The sequence below is a fragment of the Kribbella sp. NPDC004138 genome (assembly GCF_053603655.1).
Genome location: NZ_JBSGFZ010000022.1, coordinates 82,896 through 104,036 on the forward strand (window position 1 = coordinate 82,896; position 21,141 = coordinate 104,036).

22 protein-coding genes are annotated in these 21,141 nt (G+C 69.8%); 14 read left to right on the forward strand and 8 right to left on the reverse strand.

Features of this window, described 5'->3' with window-relative positions; all coding sequences use genetic code 11:
- Positions 1-3 precede the first annotated feature (3 nt).
- A complete protein-coding gene (locus ACWEOO_RS28715; protein ID WP_452145674.1) occupies positions 4-477 on the forward strand; it encodes a hypothetical protein in 474 nt (157 codons plus the stop codon).
- Between the two features lie 19 nt (positions 478-496).
- On the forward strand, positions 497-1,471 hold the full coding sequence (locus tag ACWEOO_RS28720) for a hypothetical protein (protein ID WP_452145675.1): 975 nt from the start codon (positions 497-499) through the stop codon (positions 1,469-1,471).
- A 79-nt stretch (positions 1,472-1,550) separates the two neighbouring features.
- Here the strand turns inward: ACWEOO_RS28720 and ACWEOO_RS28725 are convergent, their stop codons facing one another.
- Positions 1,551-2,450 carry a hypothetical protein gene (locus tag ACWEOO_RS28725; RefSeq protein WP_452145676.1) on the reverse strand — a complete coding sequence of 300 codons (900 nt, stop codon included), beginning with the start codon at positions 2,448-2,450 and terminating at the stop codon, positions 1,551-1,553.
- Between the two features lie 185 nt (positions 2,451-2,635).
- On the opposite strand from ACWEOO_RS28725, the gene ACWEOO_RS28730 reads away from it, so the two are divergent.
- Both ACWEOO_RS28730 and ACWEOO_RS28735 read left to right on the forward strand, forming a co-directional pair.
- Complete coding sequence (locus ACWEOO_RS28730; RefSeq protein ID WP_452145677.1) at positions 2,636-3,217, forward strand: papain-like cysteine protease family protein; 582 nt, start codon at positions 2,636-2,638, stop codon at positions 3,215-3,217.
- Between the two features lies 1 nt (position 3,218).
- Entirely contained in the window at positions 3,219-3,989 is a 771-nt protein-coding gene (locus ACWEOO_RS28735) for a hypothetical protein (protein WP_452145678.1), read from the forward strand.
- A gap of 136 nt (positions 3,990-4,125) precedes the next feature.
- Here ACWEOO_RS28735 and ACWEOO_RS28740 read toward each other — a convergent pair whose 3' ends face one another.
- Positions 4,126-5,286, reverse strand: coding sequence for a hypothetical protein (locus ACWEOO_RS28740; protein ID WP_452145679.1), 1,161 nt, complete (start codon positions 5,284-5,286; stop codon positions 4,126-4,128).
- A gap of 148 nt (positions 5,287-5,434) precedes the next feature.
- A complete protein-coding gene (locus tag ACWEOO_RS28745; protein ID WP_452145680.1) occupies positions 5,435-6,298 on the reverse strand; it encodes a hypothetical protein in 864 nt (287 codons plus the stop codon).
- Positions 6,299-6,367: 69 nt separating this feature from the next.
- Between ACWEOO_RS28745 and ACWEOO_RS28750 the strand changes: the two genes are divergently transcribed.
- Positions 6,368-7,042, forward strand: a complete 675-nt coding sequence (locus ACWEOO_RS28750) for an HNH endonuclease family protein (protein WP_359923457.1) — start codon at positions 6,368-6,370, stop codon at positions 7,040-7,042.
- Between the two features lie 21 nt (positions 7,043-7,063).
- On the opposite strand, the gene ACWEOO_RS28755 is transcribed toward ACWEOO_RS28750, so the two are convergent.
- A complete protein-coding gene (locus ACWEOO_RS28755; RefSeq protein WP_363709080.1) occupies positions 7,064-8,290 on the reverse strand; it encodes a DUF349 domain-containing protein in 1,227 nt (408 codons plus the stop codon).
- Positions 8,291-8,527: 237 nt separating this feature from the next.
- Here ACWEOO_RS28755 and ACWEOO_RS28760 point away from each other — a divergent pair, with 237 nt between their 5' ends.
- The 5 genes from ACWEOO_RS28760 to ACWEOO_RS28780 all read left to right on the forward strand — a co-directional run bounded on the left by ACWEOO_RS28760 (position 8,528) and on the right by ACWEOO_RS28780 (position 14,641).
- A complete protein-coding gene (locus tag ACWEOO_RS28760; RefSeq protein ID WP_363709078.1) occupies positions 8,528-9,211 on the forward strand; it encodes an MBL fold metallo-hydrolase in 684 nt (227 codons plus the stop codon).
- A gap of 2 nt (positions 9,212-9,213) precedes the next feature.
- A complete protein-coding gene (gene hisS / locus ACWEOO_RS28765; protein ID WP_452145681.1) occupies positions 9,214-10,545 on the forward strand; it encodes a histidine--tRNA ligase in 1,332 nt (443 codons plus the stop codon).
- Positions 10,542-12,320, forward strand: coding sequence for an aspartate--tRNA ligase (gene aspS / locus ACWEOO_RS28770; protein WP_452145682.1), 1,779 nt, complete (start codon positions 10,542-10,544; stop codon positions 12,318-12,320). Before hisS ends, aspS begins: the two co-directional genes overlap by 4 nt.
- A 126-nt stretch (positions 12,321-12,446) precedes the next feature.
- Positions 12,447-13,889, forward strand: coding sequence for a DUF2252 domain-containing protein (locus ACWEOO_RS28775; RefSeq protein ID WP_452145683.1), 1,443 nt, complete (start codon positions 12,447-12,449; stop codon positions 13,887-13,889).
- Between the two features lie 23 nt (positions 13,890-13,912).
- On the forward strand, positions 13,913-14,641 hold the full coding sequence (locus ACWEOO_RS28780) for an ion channel (protein WP_452145684.1): 729 nt from the start codon (positions 13,913-13,915) through the stop codon (positions 14,639-14,641).
- Here ACWEOO_RS28780 and ACWEOO_RS28785 read toward each other — a convergent pair.
- From ACWEOO_RS28785 to ACWEOO_RS28800, 4 genes are all read right to left on the reverse strand, one after another.
- Entirely contained in the window at positions 14,635-15,537 is a 903-nt protein-coding gene (locus ACWEOO_RS28785; protein ID WP_452145685.1) for an MIP/aquaporin family protein, read from the reverse strand. The genes ACWEOO_RS28780 and ACWEOO_RS28785 overlap by 7 nt on opposite strands.
- 113 nt (positions 15,538-15,650) lie before the next feature.
- A complete protein-coding gene (locus ACWEOO_RS28790) occupies positions 15,651-17,057 on the reverse strand; it encodes a chloride channel protein (protein ID WP_452145686.1) in 1,407 nt (468 codons plus the stop codon).
- Positions 17,058-17,162: 105 nt separating this feature from the next.
- Positions 17,163-17,843: an arginase family protein gene (locus ACWEOO_RS28795; protein ID WP_452145687.1), complete on the reverse strand. Its 681-nt coding sequence runs from the start codon at positions 17,841-17,843 to the stop codon at positions 17,163-17,165.
- Positions 17,844-18,148: 305 nt separating this feature from the next.
- Positions 18,149-18,820: a class I SAM-dependent methyltransferase gene (locus ACWEOO_RS28800; RefSeq protein ID WP_452145688.1), complete on the reverse strand. Its 672-nt coding sequence runs from the start codon at positions 18,818-18,820 to the stop codon at positions 18,149-18,151.
- A 76-nt stretch (positions 18,821-18,896) separates the two neighbouring features.
- Between ACWEOO_RS28800 and ACWEOO_RS28805 the strand changes: the two genes are divergently transcribed.
- The 4 genes from ACWEOO_RS28805 (at position 18,897) to ACWEOO_RS28820 (ending at position 21,053) form a co-directional block, all read left to right on the forward strand.
- Positions 18,897-19,322 (forward strand): helix-turn-helix transcriptional regulator, encoded by a 426-nt coding sequence (locus ACWEOO_RS28805; RefSeq protein ID WP_452145689.1) that lies wholly within the window; start codon positions 18,897-18,899, stop codon positions 19,320-19,322.
- Positions 19,323-19,356: 34 nt separating this feature from the next.
- Positions 19,357-19,782 carry a VOC family protein gene (locus ACWEOO_RS28810; protein ID WP_363709058.1) on the forward strand — a complete coding sequence of 142 codons (426 nt, stop codon included), beginning with the start codon at positions 19,357-19,359 and terminating at the stop codon, positions 19,780-19,782.
- 12 nt (positions 19,783-19,794) lie between these two features.
- Positions 19,795-20,148 carry a GntR family transcriptional regulator gene (locus ACWEOO_RS28815; RefSeq protein WP_452145690.1) on the forward strand — a complete coding sequence of 118 codons (354 nt, stop codon included), beginning with the start codon at positions 19,795-19,797 and terminating at the stop codon, positions 20,146-20,148.
- A gap of 140 nt (positions 20,149-20,288) precedes the next feature.
- Positions 20,289-21,053: a hypothetical protein gene (locus tag ACWEOO_RS28820; RefSeq protein ID WP_452145691.1), complete on the forward strand. Its 765-nt coding sequence runs from the start codon at positions 20,289-20,291 to the stop codon at positions 21,051-21,053.
- Positions 21,054-21,141 lie beyond the last annotated feature (88 nt).

Below are 21,141 nucleotides of genomic sequence, written 5' to 3' on the forward strand. Positions count from 1 at the left end.
GCCGTGGGGGACTGGTTCGGCGGTTCGGCCGGTGGACCGGGGCTGAGGCTGTCGAACGGCGCGGCCGCGGTCTTCCTGGACGTGCTCGCGCCGGCCGCGTGCGAGCTCGCCAGGACCGGGTTCGAGCGCGGGTTCGCGTTGCTGGTGTGCAATTCGCGCATCGGGTCGGGCAACGACGGCTTCGACCTGGACGAGCTGCCGTGGTCGGCCGAGTGGGCGGACGAGCGGGCGTTCCTGCTCCGGGTGATCGAGTTGGCGCGCACGCGGTTCGGGTGGGAGCTGCTGTCGTACGAGCCGCCGTTCGTCGACGTGTATCTGGCGGAGTACGAGCGGCTGGTGCGGGACTACCGGCCGCCAGTGGGACCGGTCGAGCCGGCGCGGATGTGGGATCCGGCTCCGGAGGATGCGGCGTTCGTGCGGTGCCCCCGGCATGGGTTGTTCCTGGGTGATTACACGGATTGCCGGCTCTGTTTGTGAGGGCGGGGAGACTGCGGGTATGAGCGGTTTCGGGCGGCGTGGGTTGTTGCTTGCCGGCGTTGGGGTGCTGGCCGGCTGCAGCGCGTCGTCCGGCGGGCAGGCGAGTGGTACGTCGGTTCCGTCAGGCACCGGCTCGTCGGCGGGCACGCCCAGCGCCCCAACGCCGAGCACCCCGTCGAGCACCCCAACGTCGAGCGGCCCGTCGTCCAGCGCCCCGTCGTCCAGCGCCCCGTCGGGCGCTCCGGCGTCAGGGACACCGCGTGAGATCGTTCTGCCGAGGGTGCGGTCCTGGGCGCCTGGTCCCGGAGAGATCGAGCCTGCGGCGAAGCGGGCGGCGGTGGCGGCGGTGGTGGAGTTGGTGCGGCCGCGGGACACCCGCGGTGTGGTGGAGGTGATCGACGCGCAGTACGGCGGGATCCTGAGCGACACCGCCAGCGTCCTCGTACCCTGCCGCGTCTTCACACTCGCGGACAGCCGGGTGGTGACCGGCGGCACCACCGTCGACGTACGGCTCACCAAGACGCGGGGGACCTGGCGGGTAACCGCGATGCATCCCGCACAGCCGGGAAAGGCGACGACGCAACTGTCGCCAGCTGCGCGACAGGTGCTGAACAACGCGCGGATCGCGCTACCACCCGCCTCCGCCGCGGACATCCGCTCCGGTCAGGTCCACCAGAGTGTGCTGGCCGCGATGCTCGAGCTCGCCCAGACGTACCGGATCGGCGTCAGCGTCATCCGCTCCGGCCACCCGATCAACGTGTTCGGCACCGACCGCCCGAGCGACCATCCGCGCGGCCGCGCCTTCGACACCTGGCAGATCGACGGCCGCGCGGTCGTCGACCCTGGCACGCCCCGCTCACTCGTCACGGCGTACATGCGCGCCACCGAAGCGCTCGGCTCCTACAACGTCGGCGGCCCGTACCAACTCTCCGGTCCGGCGTACTTCTCCGACCGCACCCACCACGACCACATCCACGCCGGCTTCCGCGCCTGAGCCCGCCGACCTGAGACGGGAACCGGCAACCTGAGCCCTGCAGCAGCAGATCCCAGCGGACCACTTCCGGTCTCAGGTTCTAGTCCCACTCCCATTCGATGCCGACCGTGCCGGGGTCGGCGGACGCTTCGAGGACGTGGACGCGGCCGTCGGGGGTGAGCATCAACTCGCGGTGGACGAGATTCGGGCCGGAGGTGTGACAGCGGCGGATCTCGTGGACGCGGACCGGAAGCGCGGCGCGGTCGAACTGCACCTCCAGCACGTAGTGCATCCCGCCCCACTCGCTGAACCGCTGGTACTCGGTCGCCGGCAGCCCGGAGCGGTCCTCGACCTCGTAGTGCACGACGGCTGTGTCACCGACCGCGAGAACCCGGTCGAGGAGCAGCTCGCCCAGCAGCGCGCCGGCCTCGGGGGAGCGCGCGATCCGGCCGGTCCGGCAACCACTCAGCGCCCGGAGCGTCAGCTGCTCGGCATCGCAGCCCGGCTCACCCTGGTGCGCGATGATGAGCCGGTCCACCGGTTGTACGGCGACCACGCTCTGGGTCACGCGCCGCCGGTGCGCGCTTCGATCCGGGCCGAGCCGGACCTCCTCGAGAACGGTGACGTTGCGCAGCCGCCCGTGGGCGTCGCGGCGGAGCCGGTCCAGCAGCCTGGTGAGGGCCTCGGCGTAGTCGACCACGGCGTACGGCTGTAGCGTCGCCGACGGATCGGTCCGGGACGGCGGGATCCGGATGGTGAGCCAGCCGGGCGGCACCTCCAGCAGGTCCTCGAGCGCCGTCACGATCGCCAGCGAATCCTCGCGCGGCACCCGCCGGCCGCTCTGCCAGGTGCTCAGAGTGGCGACACCGACGTTCAGCCCGCGGTCGGCGAGATGGGTCCGGATCCGGTTCAGGGCCAGGCCGCGCCGGGCGATCGCCTGCCGCAGCGCGTCCGCGAACGGCGCTTCCGGCGTGACCACCGGGACAGTGGAATCGATCATGTCCACGCTCCTTTGGGGAAGTGTAAACATTCACAGCACGGTCCGGCACCGGCTCGTCACCCGCTGTTCACGCGGAGCTGCCGTTCACACCGCCGTCCGGCCCGCGTCCCGAGTCCTTGCCGCGCGGTGGTGACGTCTCGACGATGGACTCCGCCCACCCCGCAGTACCTCTCGAAGGAGGACTCATGCGCAGGCTCCGCCCCAGCCGCACCTGGTCGTTGCTCCTGGCCACGATCCTCGGCCTGGCGACGCTGGCACCGCTCGCCCCGCCGGCCTCGGCCGCCCCCGGCAGCTACTACCTGAACGTCACCGGCCAGGCCCAGCAGAAGTCGAACTGGTGCTGGGCCGCGAGCGGCAACAGCATCGCCGCGTTCTACGGACGCTCCTACTCGCAGAACCAGTTCTGCAACCTGGCTTTCGGGTACGCCGTGAACGCGACCTGCCCGAACAACCAGGCGACGCTCGCGAACGACCAGCGCGCGTTCCGCACGATCGGGATCAGCGCCGGCAGCTACGTCTCGTCCACGCTCAGCTTCAGCACGCTCGTCACCGAGATCGCGGCCGGCCGCCCGGTGATGACGCGGATCGGCTGGACGTCGGGCGGCGGCCACATGATGGACATCATCGGGTACGACGCCTCCGACTCGACGATCGAGTACTACAACCCGTGGCCGGACGACCCGCGGTACAACTACTCGACCTACAACTGGTACCGGTCCAACTCGCAGTTCACCTGGACGCACTCCCTGTACCGGATCGGAGCCTGACATGCGACGCCCGAAGAACCTCCTGCTCCGCTGCGCCGCCGTCCTTGCGGCCGGTCTCGCGTTCTCGTTCGCGGCCTCCGGCCCGGCCGGCGCGGCGGGTCCGCAGCCGGTGTCGCCGAGCGAGCTGTCCAAGGCAACTGATGCCGCCAGGTCGTCGGACGCGCTCAGCCTGCTGGGGAAGGCCGGTGGTACGGCGAAGGCCGCGGCGAGCGTCGCGCGGGACACGCACCCGATCTACGCGCTCAACCCGGCCTTCGTCCGCGACGCGTCGGCGCCCGTGGCAACCTTCTGGTACGCGGCAACCAGCGCTGCACAAGGCGGCCGGACGCTGACCGTCTTCACCGCCCCGGACGACCAGGGCGCCTGGCACGCCGTCAACGTGGCCTCCGGCAACACTGAGGCCCGCATGGTGTCGGCCGCAGCCGGTGCCCTCGTGTTCACCGAACCCCAGATCGGCGCCTGGTACGCCGTTGCCGGAACCCAGGTACGGCCGCTGAACCAGTCGGCCGTCAAGTCGATCGGCGCCAAGCCGATCACGATCACGGCCTACCAAGAACTGGTTGCCCACCGCTACGCCGACAAGCTCCCCGGCACCCAGTACAACGAGTCCGGCATGGCCGGCGGCTACGACACCACCGCCTCAAACACCGCCTCAGCCACCGCCGCAACCACTGCCTGGTCCACGAACCACCACGTCGCCGCGATCGCCGCGGCGACCGGCATCCTCGCCCTGGTTCTCCTCCTGCTGGCCCGCCGCCGGTACAACGACTGACCGTCGGTACCTGGGCCGATCCCGCCGCCCCGGACTGGTCGCCGCCCGGGCACCATGTCCCCGCCGGGGCGCGCGGGTTCCACACCACCCGGTTCACCAACCATCGGTGAACCGGGTGGCTGGGAGCACGCGCCGATCAGGAGATCAGGTTCTGCTCCGTCACGAACGAATGCTCGCCTGCCTCGTCCTTCCAGTAGACGAGGGTCGGCGAGGTGGCGCCGTTCGTCGGGCCCGACGTCTCGAGGGCCTTCCGAGTCGCTCGGGCGGACTCGATGAGCGAATGGAACTCGCTCATGATCTGCCGCTCGCTCTCCATCGTCGCCGTGAAAGCGTCCTTGAGCTTCGCGAGCTCTTTCTCGAGCGTGGCGCCCTCGCCGCCGGGGAGGTTACGTGTCGCCCAGTTCATGTCCTGGAGCTTCGCCTCGCGCTGACCGATCTCGTCCTTGAGCCCTCGTGAGCGGTCCTGCAACTGCTGCCAGAACACGATGCCGTCGTCGATGACCGCCTTCAGGTGTTCCATCGACGAGGTGACCGATTTCGGGTTCTCCTGCATGTCGACACAGACCCGGAGGTAGGAGACCCGGAGCTCCACGAACGAGGCGAGCATCGCGCTGTGGGCGTCGTAGTTCGCCTGCTGAACCTCTTTGAGGTCGTCGATGTTCGTCGCACTGCGCGCTTCGACAAGGCGTCGGAATCTGGCGGACAAAGCTCGCACGTCGCGTTCCGCGAGCGCGAGGCGCACGAGCATGTCGTTCGAGAAGGAGCCTTCGAGGCTGTACTGCCGGTAGACGTCGTCGACGGTCCTGGAGGCGGCGAGCAGTTCGCCCGCGTGCGTCGCCTCGCTCCGGGCGATCGCCTTGTCCAACGCGCTCTTGATGGTGTCGAGCTTGCGATCGACCTGCTTGAACTGCTGCATCATCACTGCCGTGTTGAGCGCCAGAACCGCGAGGATCGGCGCCACGACCGGAAGTGAGCTCGCCACGGCGATGAACGGCGCCTGTCCCACGATCCCACCGGCTCCCATCACGGCGCTGCCGACGCCGTTGCCGACGGTCATCAGCGTGGCGGGGTTCGCGGTCGCCATGAAGAGCGTCGACGAGAACGCTGCCGACAGCGCGGTCGCACCCGTCGCCGCGCCTGCGACAGCCAGCGACAGCGCACCTTGCGGAGAGACGGCCCTCGCGTCCGGGACATAGTTCCCGGTGGCCAGATAGCCCTCACGGAGGCTGGAGATCATCAACTCTCGCAGCTTGCCCTGGAACTCGAAGACGGCGAGCTCCGCCCCCTCCTTGCCCAAGCGTCGAACCTGGACCTCTTGAGGCACCTCTTCAGTCATATCCACAACCCCCTCCAGGCCTCGCCCGTACGGCGACACCCCTCCACCCCACCCTCGGACCGCTGCGACTTTATCCCAGTCCGCTCGTACCCGCCGAGGTCGTCGCGTCTCACCACCGCCGCGGTAGGCGCGGTTCCTGGCAGAGGAAGCCGCCGACGGCGAGTTCCAGGGCTGGGTACGAGCCCCACAGGTCGGTGCGCCGCAATGAGATGACATGCCAGCCGAGACCTTCGAGCTCGGCGCGGCGGGTTTCGTCCTTCAGCTGTTGCTTGGTCGACGAGTGCCAGGCGTCGCTGTCGTACTCCAGTCCGAGCCGTCGCCCGTCCACCGGCCGATCCGGATACCCGAGGTCGAGCCGATAGGTGCGCCGCGGTCCGTTGACCGGCACCTGCAGCTCCGGCCGGCCGAAGCCGGCGTCGATCAACCGGAGCCGCAGCCAGGATTCGCCCGGAGACGCCGCCCGCCGGTCGGCCCAGCGCAGGACCTCCTGGCCCTGCCGGTAGCCCGCGTGCCGTTCGCACTCGGCGGAGGCCGCGCGGAGGGCCCAGAGGTCGGCCTTCCCGGTGCGGAGGAACGCGTCGACGGCCGACAGCGCGAAAGGTCTCGGGAGTCGCATCGCGAGCTCGACCGCGCTCGCGATCGGGCTCAGGACTTGCAGGCCGTGCACCTCGACGGTGTCGTCGGCCGTGCGCGTCCACTGGGCTTCCACGAGCTCGGCAGGCCCGAGCGCGGTCGTGTCGATGCCGTGCAGCCAGGCCGCGGCCGCGCCGCACACGACCGCCTCCGGAGGCGTCAGCAGCCGCAGCGCGTCCGCCCGCAGCTGCTGCGAGTCCGGCACGCGGTGGTCGACGTACACGCCCTTCAGCACTGGGCGGATGTCACCAAGACCGAGCAACCACTTGAGCTTCCGCCCTACCTGGTAAGGCCGGAAGGGCAGTCCGCAGAAGTAGTACGGGAAGTCGGCAGGGAGCATCCGGACAGGATCGCCGAAACCCCGCGATCCTGCCGGACGTTGTCCACAGCCTTGCCCTAAGGTCGCCTGATGCGCCCGCTGCTCGCCGCCCTGGCAGTTCTGTTTCTGACCGCTTGCACGCTCCCGGTGGAAGGCACCGAATCGACACCGGCCCCGCCCGCCACCGGTACGGCGAAGTTGATCACCGCCGAGCTGGCCAAGGTACGAGTCGTGCCGAACCGCCCGAAGGTCCCTGGCTACCAACGCGACCGGTTCGGCCAGACCTGGTCGGACAACCACGCCGGCGTCGGGGGCCACAACGGCTGCGACACCCGCAACGACATGCTGGCCGCACGCCTGACGGCCGTTCAGTATCGCGGCCACACCAAGTGCGTGGTCACCGCCGGGGTCCTGACGTCCGACCCGTACACCGGCCGCCGCATCGAGTTCCGCAAGGCCGACGCGTCCAAGCTCCAGATCGACCACATCTACCCACTGGCCCGCGCCTGGGACATGGGCGCGTCCACCTGGCCCACCCAACGCCGAGTCGACTTCGCCAACGACGAGTCCGCCAACCTCCTTGTGGTGGACGGCTCCTCCAACGCCTCCAAGAGCGACGAAGGCCCAGGGGAGTGGCTCCCCCTCAACCGCACCTACCGGTGCACCTACGTCCTCGAGTACCTCCGGGTGGCCGCGAAGTACACCCTCCCGATCACCACCACCGAGGCCACCACCGCCAGATCCATCACCCACACCTGCCCGTGACGGCTGCGTGGGTTTGGTTGCTCAGCTGAAGTCGGTGAGGGCGTTCTGGGCCTGGGTCAGCCATTCGCGGCGGGCGGCGATGGCCTCGCGGGCTTCGGTGGCCTTGCGGGTGTTGCCCTGGGACTCGAACTTGGCGGCCTGCTTCTCCAGGTCCGCGATCAGCGACTGGAGTTGCTTGACGGTCGCCTCGGCGCGGGCGCGTGCCTCCGGGTTGGAGCGGTTCCAGACCTCGTCCTCGGCCGCCTTCACGGCCTGCTCGACGGCCCGCAGGCGCCCGTCGACGGCGCGCATCGAGTCGCGCGGCACCTTGCCGATCTGGTCCCAGCGGTCCAGGTAGTCGCGGAGCTGCTCGCGGGCGACCCGCGCGTCCTCGACCGGGAGGATGGTCTCGATCTCGGTCAGCAGCGCTTCCTTGGCCCGCAGGTTCTCCACCTGCTCGGCGTTCTCCTCGGCCTGGACGGCGTCCCGCGCGCCGAAGAACTGGTCCTGCGCGGCCCGGAACCGGGCCCACAGCTTGTCGTCCACCTCGCGCGGCGCCGGCCCGGCGGCCTTCCACTGCCGCATCAGGTCCCGGAACCGCCCGGACGTCGGGCCCCACTCGGTCGACGTGGCCAGCGTCTCGGCCTCGGCGGCGAGCCGGTCCTTCACCACGGCGGCCTCCTCGCGCTTGGAGGACAGCTCGGCGAAGTGCTGCTTGCGGTGCCGGGTGTACGTCGTGCGCGCGGAGGAGAAGCGGTGCCACAGCTCGTCGTCCGACGACTTGTCGAGCCGGGGGAGGGCCTTCCACTCGTCGAGCAGCTCGCGCAGCCGCGTCACGCCGTGCCGCCAGTCGGTGCCGGCCGCGATGGTCTCGGCCTCGGTGGCGATCTTGGTCTTCGCGGAGCGTGCTTCCTCGACCTTCGCGGCCCGCTCGGCCTTGCGCCGCTCGCGCTGCTGCGCGACCAGCGGGGTGAGCGCCTCGAGCCGCGTCTGCAGGCCGTCCAGGTCGCCGACCGCCTGGGCGTCCTCGATCGCGCCGGTCACCTTCTTGACCGCGGCGCGGGCGTCGTCGGGGGACACTGTGCCCGCCTGGACGCGCTGCTCCAGCAGCTCCACCTCGAACGCCAGCGCGTCGTACCGGCGGGTGTAGAAGGCGAGCGCCTCCTCGGGGTTCGCGTCCGGCCACTGGCCGACCGCCCGTTCACCGTCCTTCGTCCGTACGAAGACCGTTCCGTCCTCGGCTACCCGGCCCCAGTTCTCTCCGGCCACAACTCGCCCCTTCCGGCGGTATGCACTGCGCTCGTGCCCATTCTGGTCAGTCCCCGGTCCAACCGTGCGAACAGGGCCCGCCTGGGCGCGTCGAGCTGCCTTCTCGACGCTTATCCCTGAACAATCACAAACTCCCAGCTCAGGCGCAACGGTGTTGCGTCACAATCCGGTTCGATCTCGGCGATTGCCGACCGGTAGCCTTGGTGGGTCCCGATCTCAGGTCCAGGAAGGTCAGTCGTGCTCATCGCCGGGTTCCCCGCGGGGTCGTGGGGTACGAACTGCTACGTCGTCGCCACCGGCCAGGGCGCGGAGTGCCTCGTGATCGACCCGGGCATGGACGCCGCCCCGGGCGTCGAGCAGGTGGTCCGGGAGAACAAGCTCAAGCCGGTCGCGGTGCTGCTCACGCACGGTCACATCGACCACATGTTCTCGGTCCTCCCGGTCTGCGGGACGTACGACGCGACCGCCTGGATCCACCCCGACGACCGGCACCTGCTGGCCGACCCGATGGCCGGGATCAGCCCGGAGACCGCGCGGATGCTGCTCGGCGGCAACCACGCGTTCGCCGAGCCGGACGACGTCGCCGAGCTGAAGGACGGGCAGTCCCTGGAGCTCGCGGGCCTGGACCTCACCGTCGACCACACCCCGGGTCACACCCGCGGGTCGGTCACGTTCACCACGCCGTACGACGGGCCGGAGGACGTGCCCGCGGTGCTGTTCTCCGGTGACGTGTTGTTCGCCGGGTCGATCGGCCGGACGGATCTGCCTGGGGGCGACCATCCGGCGATGCTGCATACGTTGGCCACCAAGATCCTGCCGATGCGCGACGAGATCGTCGTCCTGCCGGGTCATGGTGGCCAGACCACGATCGGCCGGGAGAAGGCGACCAACCCCTACTTGCAGGACCTGGAGATTCCCTAACCATGAGCAAGGTGACCCCTCTGAGCGGGTTCCCCGAATTCCTTCCGCAGGACCGGATCGTCGAGCAGGAGTTCCTCGACGTGATCCGGGAGACGTTCGAGCTGCACGGATTCGCGTCGATCGAGACCCGCGCGGTCGAGCCGGTCGAGCGGCTGTCCAACCAGGGCGAGGACGCGGACAAGGAGATCTACGGCGTCCGGCGGCTCGCGGCCGGCGCCGACGAGGACGCGGCCCTCGGGCTGCACTTCGACCTGACCGTGCCGTTCGCCCGCTACGTCCTGGAGCACAGCGGCAAGCTGGTGTTCCCGTTCCGGCGCTACCAGATCCAGAAGGTGTGGCGCGGCGAGCGCCCGCAGGAGGGCCGGTACCGCGAGTTCACCCAGGCGGACATCGACATCATCGACAGCGGCGAGCTGCCGTTCCACTACGAGGTCGAGCTGCCGCTGGTGATCGCGGACGCGTTCCGGAAGCTCCCGATCCCGCCGTTCCGGATCCAGGTGAACACCCGGCAGATCCCGGAGGGCTTCTACCGCGGCCTCGGCATCGACGACATCACCGGCACGCTCCGGATCGTCGACAAGCTGGACAAGATCGGCCCGGACAAGGTGACCGAGCTGCTGACCGCCGCGGGCCTGTCCGCCGAGACCGCCAAGCAGGTCCTGCGGCTCGCGGAGATCTCGTCGACGGACGCGTCGTTCGCGGACCAGGTGCGGGCGCTCGGGGTGCAGCACGAGATCCTCGACGAGGGACTCGAGCGGCTGTCGCAGATCATGAACGCCGCCAACGAGCACGCGCCGGGGCTGCTGGTCGCGGACCTGAAGATCGCGCGCGGGCTGGACTACTACACCGGCACCGTCTACGAGACCCAGCTGATCGGCGACGAGGGGTACGGGTCGATCTGCTCCGGCGGGCGGTACGACTCGCTCGCCTCGGACGGCAAAACGACGTACCCCGGGGTCGGGATCTCGATCGGGGTGTCGCGGCTCGTGCACCGGTTGATCAGCAAGGGTTTGCTGACGGCCAGCCGCCGGACGCCGACCGCTGTGCTGATCGCGCTGAACTCCGAGGAGGACCGGGCCGAGGCCATGCGGACCGCCATCGCTCTGCGGGCCCGGGGGATCGCGGTCGAGGTGGCGCCGGCCGCGGCCAAGTTCGGCAAGCAGATCAAGTTCGCGGATCGGCGGGGGATCCCGTTCGTCTGGTTCAGCACCGAGAACGGTCCTGAGGTGAAGGACATCCGCAGCGGTGCGCAGGTGCCGGCCGACGCCGCGACCTGGACTCCGCCGGCACAGGACCTACGACCAAGCATCAACACGCACAAGGAGAACTCGTGATCCGTACCCATTCCGCAGGCTCGTTGCGTGCCGAGCACGCCGGGCAGACGGTGATTCTGGCGGGCTGGGTGGCGCGGCGACGCGATCACGGCGGCGTGGCGTTCATCGACCTGCGCGACTCGTCCGGCACGGTCCAGGTCGTGATCCGCGACGAGGAGGCCGCGCACGGCCTGCGGTCGGAGTACTGCCTGAAGATCGTCGGCGAGGTGTCGCCGCGCCCCGAGGGCAACGCGAACCCGAACCTGCCGACCGGCGAGATCGAGGTGATCGCGACCGAGGTCGAGGTGCTGAACGAGGCGGCCCCGCTGCCGTTCCCGGTCGAGGAGCACCACGCGACGCCGGTGAACGAGGAGATCCGGCTCAAGTACCGCTACCTCGACCTGCGCCGGCAGGGCCCGGGCACCGCACTGCGTCTGCGCAGCCAGGTGAACAAGGCCGCCCGCGACGTGCTGGCCGCGCACGACTTCGTCGAGATCGAGACGCCGACGCTGACCCGGTCGACGCCGGAGGGCGCCCGCGACTTCGTGGTGCCTGCCCGCCTGCAGCCGGGCAGCTGGTATGCGCTGCCGCAGTCGCCGCAGCTGTTCAAGCAGCTGCTGATGGTGGCCGGTATGGAGCGGTACTACCAGATCGCCCGCTGCTACCGCGACGAGGACTTCCGCGCCGACCGGCAGCCCGAGTTCACCCAGCTCGACATCGAGATGAGCTTCGTCGACCAGGACGACGTCATCGCGCTGTCCGAACAGATCCTCACCGCGCTGTGGAAGCTCGTCGGGTACGACGTGCAGACGCCGATCCCGCGGATGACGTACGGCGAGGCGATGGCGCGGTTCGGCTCCGACAAGCCGGACCTGCGGATGGGCCTCGAGCTCGTCGAGTGCACCGAGTACTTCAAGAACACGCCGTTCCGGGTCTTCCAGGCGCCGTACGTCGGCGCGGTTGTGATGCCGGGCGGCGCCGACCAGCCGCGCAAGCAGCTCGACGCGTGGCAGGAGTGGGCCAAGCAGCGCGGCGCCCGCGGCCTGGCGTACGTGCTCGTCGGGCAGGACGGTGAGCTCGGCGGGCCGGTCGCGAAGAACCTGTCCGAGGAGGAGCGCGCCGGCATCGCCGACCACGTGGGTGCGAAGCCGGGCGACTGCATCTTCTTCGCCGCGGGCCCGATCAAGACGTCCCGGGCGCTGCTCGGCGCGGCCCGGCTGGAGATCGGCCGTCGCGGCGGCCTGATCGACGAGTCGGCGTGGTCGTTCGTCTGGGTCGTGGACGCGCCGCTGTTCGAGCCGGCCGACGACGCGACGGCGGCCGGTGACGTCGCGGTCGGCTCCGGTGCGTGGACCGCCGTGCACCACGCGTTCACGTCGCCGAAGCCGGACTCGCTGGCGACGTTCGACACCGACCCGGGCTCGGCGCTGGCCTACGCGTACGACATCGTCTGCAACGGCAACGAGATCGGCGGCGGCTCGATCCGTATCCACCGCGAGGACGTGCAGAAGCGCGTCTTCAAGGTGATGGGCCTCAGCGACGAGGAGGCGACCGAGAAGTTCGGGTTCCTGCTCGACGCGTTCAAGTTCGGCGCGCCGCCGCACGGCGGGATCGCGTTCGGCTGGGACCGGATCACCGCGCTGCTGGCCGGCAGCGAGTCGATCCGCGACGTGATCGCGTTCCCGAAGTCCGGTGGCGGGTTCGACCCGCTGACCGCGGCGCCGGCGCCGATCACGCCGGAGCAGCGCAAGGAAGCCGGCGTCGACGCGAAGCCCGAGGATAAGAAGGCGGAATAAGCCGCAGCTGTGCCGGCCGGGCCCTGTGGCCCGGCCGGTGCGGTCATCCGGCCGGGGTGATTCCCCGGCGAACGGTCTCAGGTGTCATCGAAGAGCGAGGGAGGACACCAGGGGAGGGTGACTCAGGTGACACCAAGAAGGAGCGTTTCGCACCCGAACATCGAAGAACGCCGGGCCCGGGGCAAGGCGGCGCGAGAGCTGGTGCCACGCTCCAGCCACAGCGCCTGGAAGCCGGCCGCTGACCGGCCAGACCCGGTCGGTCTGCTGGAGGAGCAGAACACGACCCGCGAGCCCGACCTGGTCCCGGTCCGGCACGGGCGGATGCTGGCGTCGCCGTTCACCTTCTATCGCGGCGCGGCCAAGATCATGGCCGCCGACCTGGACGGCACGCCGACGGCCGGTCTCGACGTCCAGCTGTGCGGCGACGCCCACCTGTCGAACTTCGGGGCGTTCGCCTCGCCCGAACGTCGTCTGCTGTTCGATCTGAACGACTTCGACGAGACCCTGCCCGGGCCGTTCGAGTACGACGTCAAGCGGATGGCGGCCAGTTTCACCATCGCGGCGCACAACAACGGCTTCAGCGCCGCGGACGCCCACGCGGTGACGCTGATGTCGGCGGCGTCGTACCGGAAGGCGATGGCCGACTTCGCGCAGATGGGCACGCTGGACATCTGGTACGCGCGGATGGACGAGCAGGACCTGATGGCCGCGATGCGCAAGGCCGCGGCCAAGGCCGGCAAGCACCCGAAGCGGGCGAAAGTGGCCGAGCGGGCCGAGGCCACGGGCGTGAAAGCGCTCGAGAAGGCCCACTCGCGGGACAGTCTGCAGGCGTTGTCGAAGCTCGGCGAGCTGGTCGACGGACGGTACCGAATCGTCAGCCGGCCGCCGATCGTGGTCCCGATGCGGGAGCTGCAGAGCACCTACGGCCTGTCCGGCGACGAGGTCGAGCAGGCACTCCACGAGCAGTTCCGTGCCTACCGTGGCACGCTGCGCGACGACCAGCGCCAACTGCTGGAGCGGTTCGAGTTGGTCGACGTCGCCCGCAAGGTGGTCGGGGTCGGGAGCGTCGGGACCCGGGCGTTCATCGGTCTGCTGCAGGGCCGCGACCAGGGTGATCCGCTGTTCCTGCAGGTCAAGGAGGCCACGAGGTCCGTCCTGGAGGACCATCTGCCGCGGAGCCGGTACAAGCAGCACGGCGAGCGGGTGGTCCACGGCCAGCGGATGATGCAGGCCGCCAGCGACATCTTCCTCGGGTGGACGAAGGGTCTCGACGTCGAACGGCACTTCTACTGGCGGCAACTGCGCGACATGAAGGGCTCGGCCGATGTCGAGGCGATGATCCCGACCGGTCTCACCCTGTACGCCCGGGTCTGCGGGTGGACGCTGGCCAGGGCGCACGCCCGCTCGGGCGATCCGGTCGCGCTGCATGCCTATCTGGGCAAGCGTGACGAGTTCGAGCAGTCGATCGCCGATTTCTCCCAGAGCTACGCCGACCAGAACGAGCAGGATTACCAGGCTTTCGCCGCGGCGGTTCGATCCGGGCGGATCCAGGCGGTCGAAGGCGTCTGAGTACTGTCTGAGTGCTGAGTGTGATGGCGGACAGCCCCGACCACCAGGTGCGGCGACCACGACGTCGCACCAGACCGCTCCGCGACGTCTTCGGCTCGCCCGACAGTTACGGCCTGGTGCTGGTGCTCATTCTGGTCACCTACACCGTCTCGGCGACGCTCACGGCGTCATGGGCATTGTCGCTGGTGCTGTTCGTGCAGATCGCGACCATCTGGACGACGCTCCAGGCCTCGCAGGCCCGGCGCCGTCTCCGCGTTGTCGCCAGCGCGGTCCTGCTCGCCTCGACCGGCGTCGCGGTCCTGCATCTGTTCGTCCCTGACAGGCCGTCCGGCAGCGGTCTCATCGCGGTGACCTGCGGCGTGCTGTACCTGATCGCGCCCGGCGTGATCGTCCGGCACCTGGTGCTGCGCCCGACCGTGGACTTCGAGACCTTGCTGGGCGCGATCGCCGCCTACCTGATGCTCGGGATGGCGTTCGCGTTCTCCTACCGGGCCTTGGGGGTCCTGCAGGACGGTTCGTTCTTCGGTGCCCAAGGGGAGGGCAACATCTCCCAGGATCTGTTCTTCTCGTTCACGACGCTGACCACAACGGGCTACGGCAACCTGGTGCCGGCGAGAAACCCGGGCCAGAGCCTCGCCGTCGGCGAGATGGTGATCGGCCAGTTGTTCCTGGTGACGGCCGTGGCCAAGATCGTGAACGCCGTCCAGCCCGGCCGGGGCAGGAGGCGCCCGCCCGACGACGACGGTCAGTGACCGCCTGACCCGGGATCCTGCGCATCGGCGCGCGGCTGCGTCCCGGTCCGCCACTCCACACCCAGGGTGCCCTGCGCGGCCGACATCCCGCTCCGGCCACCGCCACGGCCCCGGAGTACATAGGCCAGACCGACGGCGATGACAGCGCCCGCGGTGGGGCCGACCAGATACGCCCACCACGCGGTCCAGTCGTTGAGCACCAGGGCCGGTCCGAGAGAGCGCGCCGGGTTCATCGACGCGCCGCTGACAGCCGATCCCCACAACCCGGCCAACGCGATGTAGCTGCCCACTCCGAGCGCAGCGAACGGTCCGATCTGCTGGGCACCGGAGGCGGTCCCCAGGATCACGCTCACGAGTCCGGTGGTCAGCACGATCTCCCACAGCATCGCCGTGGTCCCCGAGATCCCCGAACCGGGCAGGGTCAGCCCCGCGCTGCCCTGTTTGCCGATCAGGGCGACCAGGAGGAGTGTGGCGAGTCCGGCGCCCACGAACTGGGCGACGATGTACGCCGGCACCCGCTTCCACGGGAAGTCGCCGCGGAGCGCGAACGCCACACTGACCGCGGGGTTCAGGTGCGCCCCGGACACCGCGCCCATGAACAGGATGATCGCCGCCACCATCAGCGCCGGCGACACGACGCGCGCGCCGTACGGGACCGCGTCGCCGCCGAAGCGCGCATTGACCATGCCGCCGCCGACCGCGACGAGGACGAGGAAGAACGTGCCGAGCAGCTCGGAGAACAACCGCCGGCCCTCATAACTCCCATCCCAGAAGTCGAACTCGTGGGCCACCGAGTTCGGCACCCCGAAGGATCGCAGCGCGACCTCGACATGCGTTCGCCCGCCGTCGCGACGCTGCGTCGCGGGCGCGGCCTCCCCATCCGGACTGTTGGCCATCTGGCACCTCTTTCCGGCTGCCCTGAACCTGGAGTTCGCCAGGCGCGGGGCTGTCTCGCACGCACCCAACCCCCGGCGAGCGCCAGCATCCCCGGCGCTACGGCCCGACGGCATCACCCCGTGGGGGTGAGCGTGCGCCGCGCCGAGAGCATCAGCGTGCTGATGTAGGCCACGACCACCGACACGATGACGAGCGGCGCGACCCCACCTCCGGCCCGGGTGATCAGCAGAGCGAGCACGATCGCGGACAGCGGCAACCTCAGGACGGCGACGACGGCGGCCCCGATCAGGACGCCGATGGCCGGCGTCTCCGCGAACCCGGGGAGATCCGCTGCCAGCAGGCCGCCGACCAGCCCGAGGAAGATGGCGGGGAACGTCGGACCGCCACGCGCGGCGCCGAGCGACACGCCCCACGCCAGGGCCTTGGCCACCAGGAGCAGCGCGATCGTGCCCTGCGAGACGGTCGCAGCGTCCTTGAGGGTTGCGGACATCTCGTCCTGACCCGAGAACAGCACCGCATTCGCGGATTGCCCGCTGATCTGGGCGAAGGCGACGGCCAGCAGACCGACCACCAGGGCGGCGGCCGGAATCAGCAGGAACGGGCGCCGGGTGACCAGCGAGCGCGTGTACCGTCCCAGCGTCATGACCGCGAAGACTCCGGCGGCTGCCACCAAGGCCAGCGGGATCGTCCAGAGGAAGTCGACGAACCGCGGGATCGGGTAGGCCGGGAGCGTCAGCGGCGGCAGCGCGAACGCGTTGGTGCTCAGGCCGGTCAGATGGCCGATCCCGACGAAGACCAGGGAGCCGATGCCGGACGCGAGCAGACCCGGCAGCAGGATCAGCGGCAGCGTCGGTCCGCCGAGGCCCGCAGCCTCGATGATGATCACCGCACCGATCACCGGCGAGCCGAAGATCGTCGCCAGCGCGGCGAACCCGCCCGCCGCGGCGAGGATGAGCTTGGCCTGGTCAGGGACGGGTCGCCGCGCCCGGTCCGCGAGGAACAACGCCACTCCGCCCCCCAGGGCGATCAAGGGCGCCTCCGGTCCGAGGACCATTCCCAGACCGACCGTGGCGACGGCGGCCAGAATCACGCCGGGTAGTTCGGCAGGAGTGGTCGGCGCGCCGGTCTTCAGCCCCTCGGACGGTTCGTGGCCGCCGTGACCCGGCAGTCGCACGATGGCGAACGCGATCACCACTCCGGCCACCGCGAGCACCGGCAGCGGCCACCACCAGGGAGCCGAGTCGAAGCCGAGGGTCTTCGGCAGGTCGGTGTACAGCGCCTCCTGCAACCAGTGGGTGGCTTCGAGAAAGCCCCACGACGCGAGCGACACGGCGATGCCGACCAGCGCCGACACGACCAGCAGACCGCGGTACTGCCGGCTCCGCATCAGCACCTGCGGATCGGCGGCCCGGCCTGCGGTCGCCGGCTCCCCTCCCGCTTGCCCGCTCGTCTGCCCGCTCGACTGCCCACCCGTCTGCCCGCTCGACTGCCCACTCGACTGCCCACTCGACTGACTCATCGGCTGCGCACCCCCTGCGACGATCGCCGCCCCTCGAACCACCATGCGCGCCGTGGCCAAGACCCGACAACCCCCGGGAGACCTCTGCGGCCTGCCGTCGCTGAATCAGGCGAAGCGCAGCAGAGCCGTTCCGAGGGCGCGGACGATCCCCTCCTCGTGCGGATTCCGCGCCCGCGGAGCGTGCTCGGTGATCGCGGCGCCGACCACGTCGTCGAGGCCGGCGATCAGGTCCAGCACGCGGGCGACCGACGGGCCGGCGGGATACGAGTAGCCGACGGAGGCGAACTCGGCCGGGTCCAGGACGTCCAGGTCCACATGCACGTACAGCGGCCCCTGCAAGCCGTCGACAGCCGCCTCCAGATCATCCACGCCGTACGGACGAAGGCCTTTGCTCCGCAGATACTCCTGCTCGCAGTCGTCGATCACCCGGACGCCGGTGAAGACGACCTGGTGCGGCGTGAGCGGCCGCTTCGGCGACAACGCGGGCGGGCCGTCGCCGAGCAGCGTACGAACCACCATGCCGTGGAACGCGCCGGAGAACGGATCGCCCGGCCCGTAGACGTCGGTGTTGGCGTCGATCCACAGCACCGTCAGAGCCTCGCCGTACCGCTCGGCCGCCGCGGAGATCGGGACGAGGTCCACCGCACAGTCCCCGCCGGCGATCAGGACGAAGTCGTCAACCGTCCCGAGCGCCGCCTTGGTCGCCCGCTGTACGGCGACCAGCGCGTCGGCGGCCCGCACACCGTCGGCCATCGGCGAGTCGGACTCCGGAACTTCGACCGTCACCACTCGATCCGCCGGGACGAGGGCGGCCGTCCGGTGAGCGCCGTCGGCCAGAAACGATGCGGACCCGGCTGCGGATCCTTGCCATTGCGGCACGCAAAGCACAGTTGACACAGAACGAACCCTTCGCGCTGGATGAGCCGAACGAGTCGATGTCCCGTCCGGAAACGACCGACCGCCGATCGATCAAGCCCATCCGGCCCGGCGCTGCCGCAGCAACCGCCTGAGCTCGGCCGCGCGCAGCTCACACCGCTGTGAGGGGAGCACCGTGCGCGACATGCGAGCCAAGCTACACGTCGATCGGGTATTCAGACCGGTTGCGCGCGCACCCACATCCTGTCGGGAGTGAGATAGCCGGTGCGGCGCAGCCCGGCCTCGGCCAGCTGGGCGTCCAGCGCAACCTCGGACAGGTTCTTGGTCAGGATGCGCTGGGACCAGGAGCGGCCGTCGATGGTGTGGGTCAGGGTGGCGGCCTGGACGCCGTCGGGGAGGTCCTTGACCTCGGAGATCACCATCGTGCTGTGTTCGCGTTCCATGGTCGCGGGGGCGTGCCTGGTGCCGGGAATCTCCTGCTGGAGGAGGACCGCGCCACCAGGGCGGACGTGATGGGCGCAGGTCCGGAGCAGGCGGAGGCGTTCGGCGTCGTCGGCGACGTTGATCAGGAACGACATCATCAGCACGACGTCGAACCTCCGCTCCAGCCGCAGATCGCCGATCGTCGCCCGGATCGTCTCGGTCCCGGTGACCCGGGCGGTCATCTCCGCGGACTCGTCGACGGCGACCACCTGGTGGCCGGAGGCGACCAGCGGACGGGTGATCCGCCCGGTGCCGCAGCCGAGCTCGAGGATGCTGCTGCCCGGATCGATCGCGGCGTTGATCAGCGCGTCCTCGCCGTGCGCGCGCGTGAGCTCGTACAGCTCGACGGCGCTGCCGTCCGGCGTGTGCGGTCCTGGCCCGGTCCCACCTTGTCCGACTCTCATGCGCCGTACGATCCGCCGGCGCGCGGTGCTCGCGCCAGTCTTTCGGTGCCCGCCGAAAGTATCTAGGCTCGGCGGCGTGAGCGACGTACCGGTGGAGCTGCTCCCGCACCTACGGCGGGCGCGGGACGTTGCTGACCGCAACTATGCCGAGCCGCTCGACCTGGCGGCGCTGGCGGCGGCAGCCGGTGTCTCGAAGTACCACTTCCTGCGGTGCTTCGCGGCGACGTACGGCGAGACGCCGATACAGTACGTGACGCGGCGGCGGATCGAGCGCGCGACCGATCTGCTCCGGGCGACCAACCTGACCGTGACCGAGGTCTGCGGGCTGGTCGGGTACAGCAGCCTCGGGTCGTTCTCGCAGCGGTTCACCGAGCTGGTCGGGATGCCGCCGACGCAGTACCAGCGGACCCAGAGCGGCGCGCGGATTCCTGGCTGTTTCGTGTTCATGCTCGGACTGAATTCCGCAATTCCGGAGAAGCCGGCGGGGGAGTCCGGGGCCTAACGTCGTACCGACGCCGGATCTCCAGGAGGAACTTGTGATCACCAACATCAGCCTGATCAGCGTGTTCGTCGACGACATCGACGAGGCGCTGGCGTTCTACACCGGCAAGCTCGGGTTCGTGCTGAACACCGATGTGAAGCTGCCGGACTTCCGCTGGTGCACGGTGCACCACGCCGATCATCCCGAGCTGGAGCTGCAGCTTGCGCTGCCGGGTCCGCCGCTCGACGAGGAGTCCACGGCGGCGATCAAGCGGATGATGGCGAAGGGCACGATGCACGGGTTCGGCATCGCCACCGACGACTGCCGCAAGACGTTCGCCGAGCTGACGGCCAAGGGTGTCGAGTACATCCAGGAGCCGTCGGACCGGCCGTACGGCGTGGAGGCGGTGCTGCGGGACAACTCGGGGAACTGGCTCGTCCTCGTGGAGCAGCGGCCGTACACGGCGGAGGACTTCACCTGAGATGCTGACCGGATGGACATCACAGTCGATCCGGTCGGGCTGACACCGCCGTACGAGCAGGTCCGCTCGCAGATCGAGGCGCTGATCCGGGCCGGCGAACTGGCCCGCGGGACCCGGCTGCCGACCGTACGCCAACTGTCGCTCGACCTCGGGCTGGCGGTGAACACCGTCGCCCGCGCCTACAAGGAGCTGGAAGCCGACCAGCTGGTCGAGACCCGCGGCCGCAACGGCACGTTCGTCCTGGCCTCGCGCAGCCACATCAACGACGCGGCCACCCACACTGCCGCCGTCAACCTCGCCCGCACCGCCCGCGAAGCCGGCCTGTCCCTGGCAGAAGCCGCCCAGATCCTCAACCAAGCCTGGTAGCCACGACGTCTCCGCTGTCCTGCGAGACGACGTGGAGACCGGGCCGGGTCGTACATGGCGGTGTCGATCGCGTCGACCTGGAAGCCGCGGGCGGCGAGGAAGCAGGCTGCGGTGCCGGTGCCGCAGCCGTACTCGAGGACGTGGGCCGGTTGTTTCGGGAGTACGCGTTCGAGGAAGGCCCGGTTCGGGAAGGCCTCGAAGTCGTCGGTCCGGTCCTCCTCGAAGAGGTCGTTCCACTGGGTCAGGCCTTCGCGTTCGAGTCGCCGGTCGGCCGCAAGGTGCTCGGGGTAGTAGTACCGCACCCCGCTTACTATGGCTCGCCGCCGTACGGCGGACCAGTCGTTTTGGAGGGCGGGCGGATGGGCGAGGAGACCGAGTCGGCGCGGAGCCGCGCAGCCGACGACGCGGCTGGGGACGCCGCTGTGGAGGCTGCCTATCGGCTCCGGGAGGACGCCGAGGAGGCGAAGTCCGATCCGGCGGTCCAGGAGGAGTGGATCCGGCAGTCCAACCTGATCTACGGCGGACTCGGCGCCGCCGGCCTGGTCGTCGTGCAGCCGTTCCTGACGACATCCCCACTCGACCTGACCGCGACGATCTGCGTCGTGGCTTTCGCTGTCGCGATCCCGTTGCTGGCGGCGCTCCTGGTACTCAACCGTCAGGAAGCGTTCCGCCGCCAGGTCACCAGATCACGCCTGGTCAGCGTGGCCAAAACCGTCGCCGAAGGCGCCTCCTTCGTCGGCCTCACGGCAGCCTTCTGGCACATCTCCCTGATCGCCGGCATCACCTTCCTCCTCACCGCCTTCTTCGCTGTCGGCGTCCACTCCGCCGGCTACACCAAGCTCGAGTACGACGGCTCCTTCCGCGCCAGATTCCGCCGTACCACCGGCAAGCCGCCCGCGGCGTGACAGACATGCCACATGCGGTCCGCGTCGTCGTCGAGCTGACGCGCTGGACCGGTTCAGCGGAAACGATTCCAAGAAAGTCGGGTCAACG

Bases quoted from the DNA above. Each gene is read 5' to 3' on its own strand.
- ACWEOO_RS28720 (WP_452145675.1), top strand. From the start codon at position 497: ATGAGCGGTTTCGGGCGGCGTGGGTTGTTGCTTGCCGGCGTTGGGGTG.
- ACWEOO_RS28725 (WP_452145676.1), bottom strand. From the start codon at position 2,450: ATGATCGATTCCACTGTCCCGGTGGTCACGCCGGAAGCGCCGTTCGCG.
- ACWEOO_RS28730 (WP_452145677.1), top strand. From the start codon at position 2,636: ATGCGCAGGCTCCGCCCCAGCCGCACCTGGTCGTTGCTCCTGGCCACG.
- ACWEOO_RS28735 (WP_452145678.1), top strand. From the start codon at position 3,219: ATGCGACGCCCGAAGAACCTCCTGCTCCGCTGCGCCGCCGTCCTTGCG.
- ACWEOO_RS28745 (WP_452145680.1), bottom strand. From the start codon at position 6,298: ATGCTCCCTGCCGACTTCCCGTACTACTTCTGCGGACTGCCCTTCCGG.
- ACWEOO_RS28750 (WP_359923457.1), top strand. From the start codon at position 6,368: ATGCGCCCGCTGCTCGCCGCCCTGGCAGTTCTGTTTCTGACCGCTTGC.
- hisS (WP_452145681.1), top strand. From the start codon at position 9,214: ATGAGCAAGGTGACCCCTCTGAGCGGGTTCCCCGAATTCCTTCCGCAG.
- ACWEOO_RS28780 (WP_452145684.1), top strand. From the start codon at position 13,913: ATGGCGGACAGCCCCGACCACCAGGTGCGGCGACCACGACGTCGCACC.
- ACWEOO_RS28785 (WP_452145685.1), bottom strand. From the start codon at position 15,537: ATGGCCAACAGTCCGGATGGGGAGGCCGCGCCCGCGACGCAGCGTCGC.
- ACWEOO_RS28790 (WP_452145686.1), bottom strand. From the start codon at position 17,057: ATGAGTCAGTCGAGTGGGCAGTCGAGTGGGCAGTCGAGCGGGCAGACG.
- ACWEOO_RS28800 (WP_452145688.1), bottom strand. From the start codon at position 18,820: ATGAGAGTCGGACAAGGTGGGACCGGGCCAGGACCGCACACGCCGGAC.
- ACWEOO_RS28815 (WP_452145690.1), top strand. From the start codon at position 19,795: ATGGACATCACAGTCGATCCGGTCGGGCTGACACCGCCGTACGAGCAG.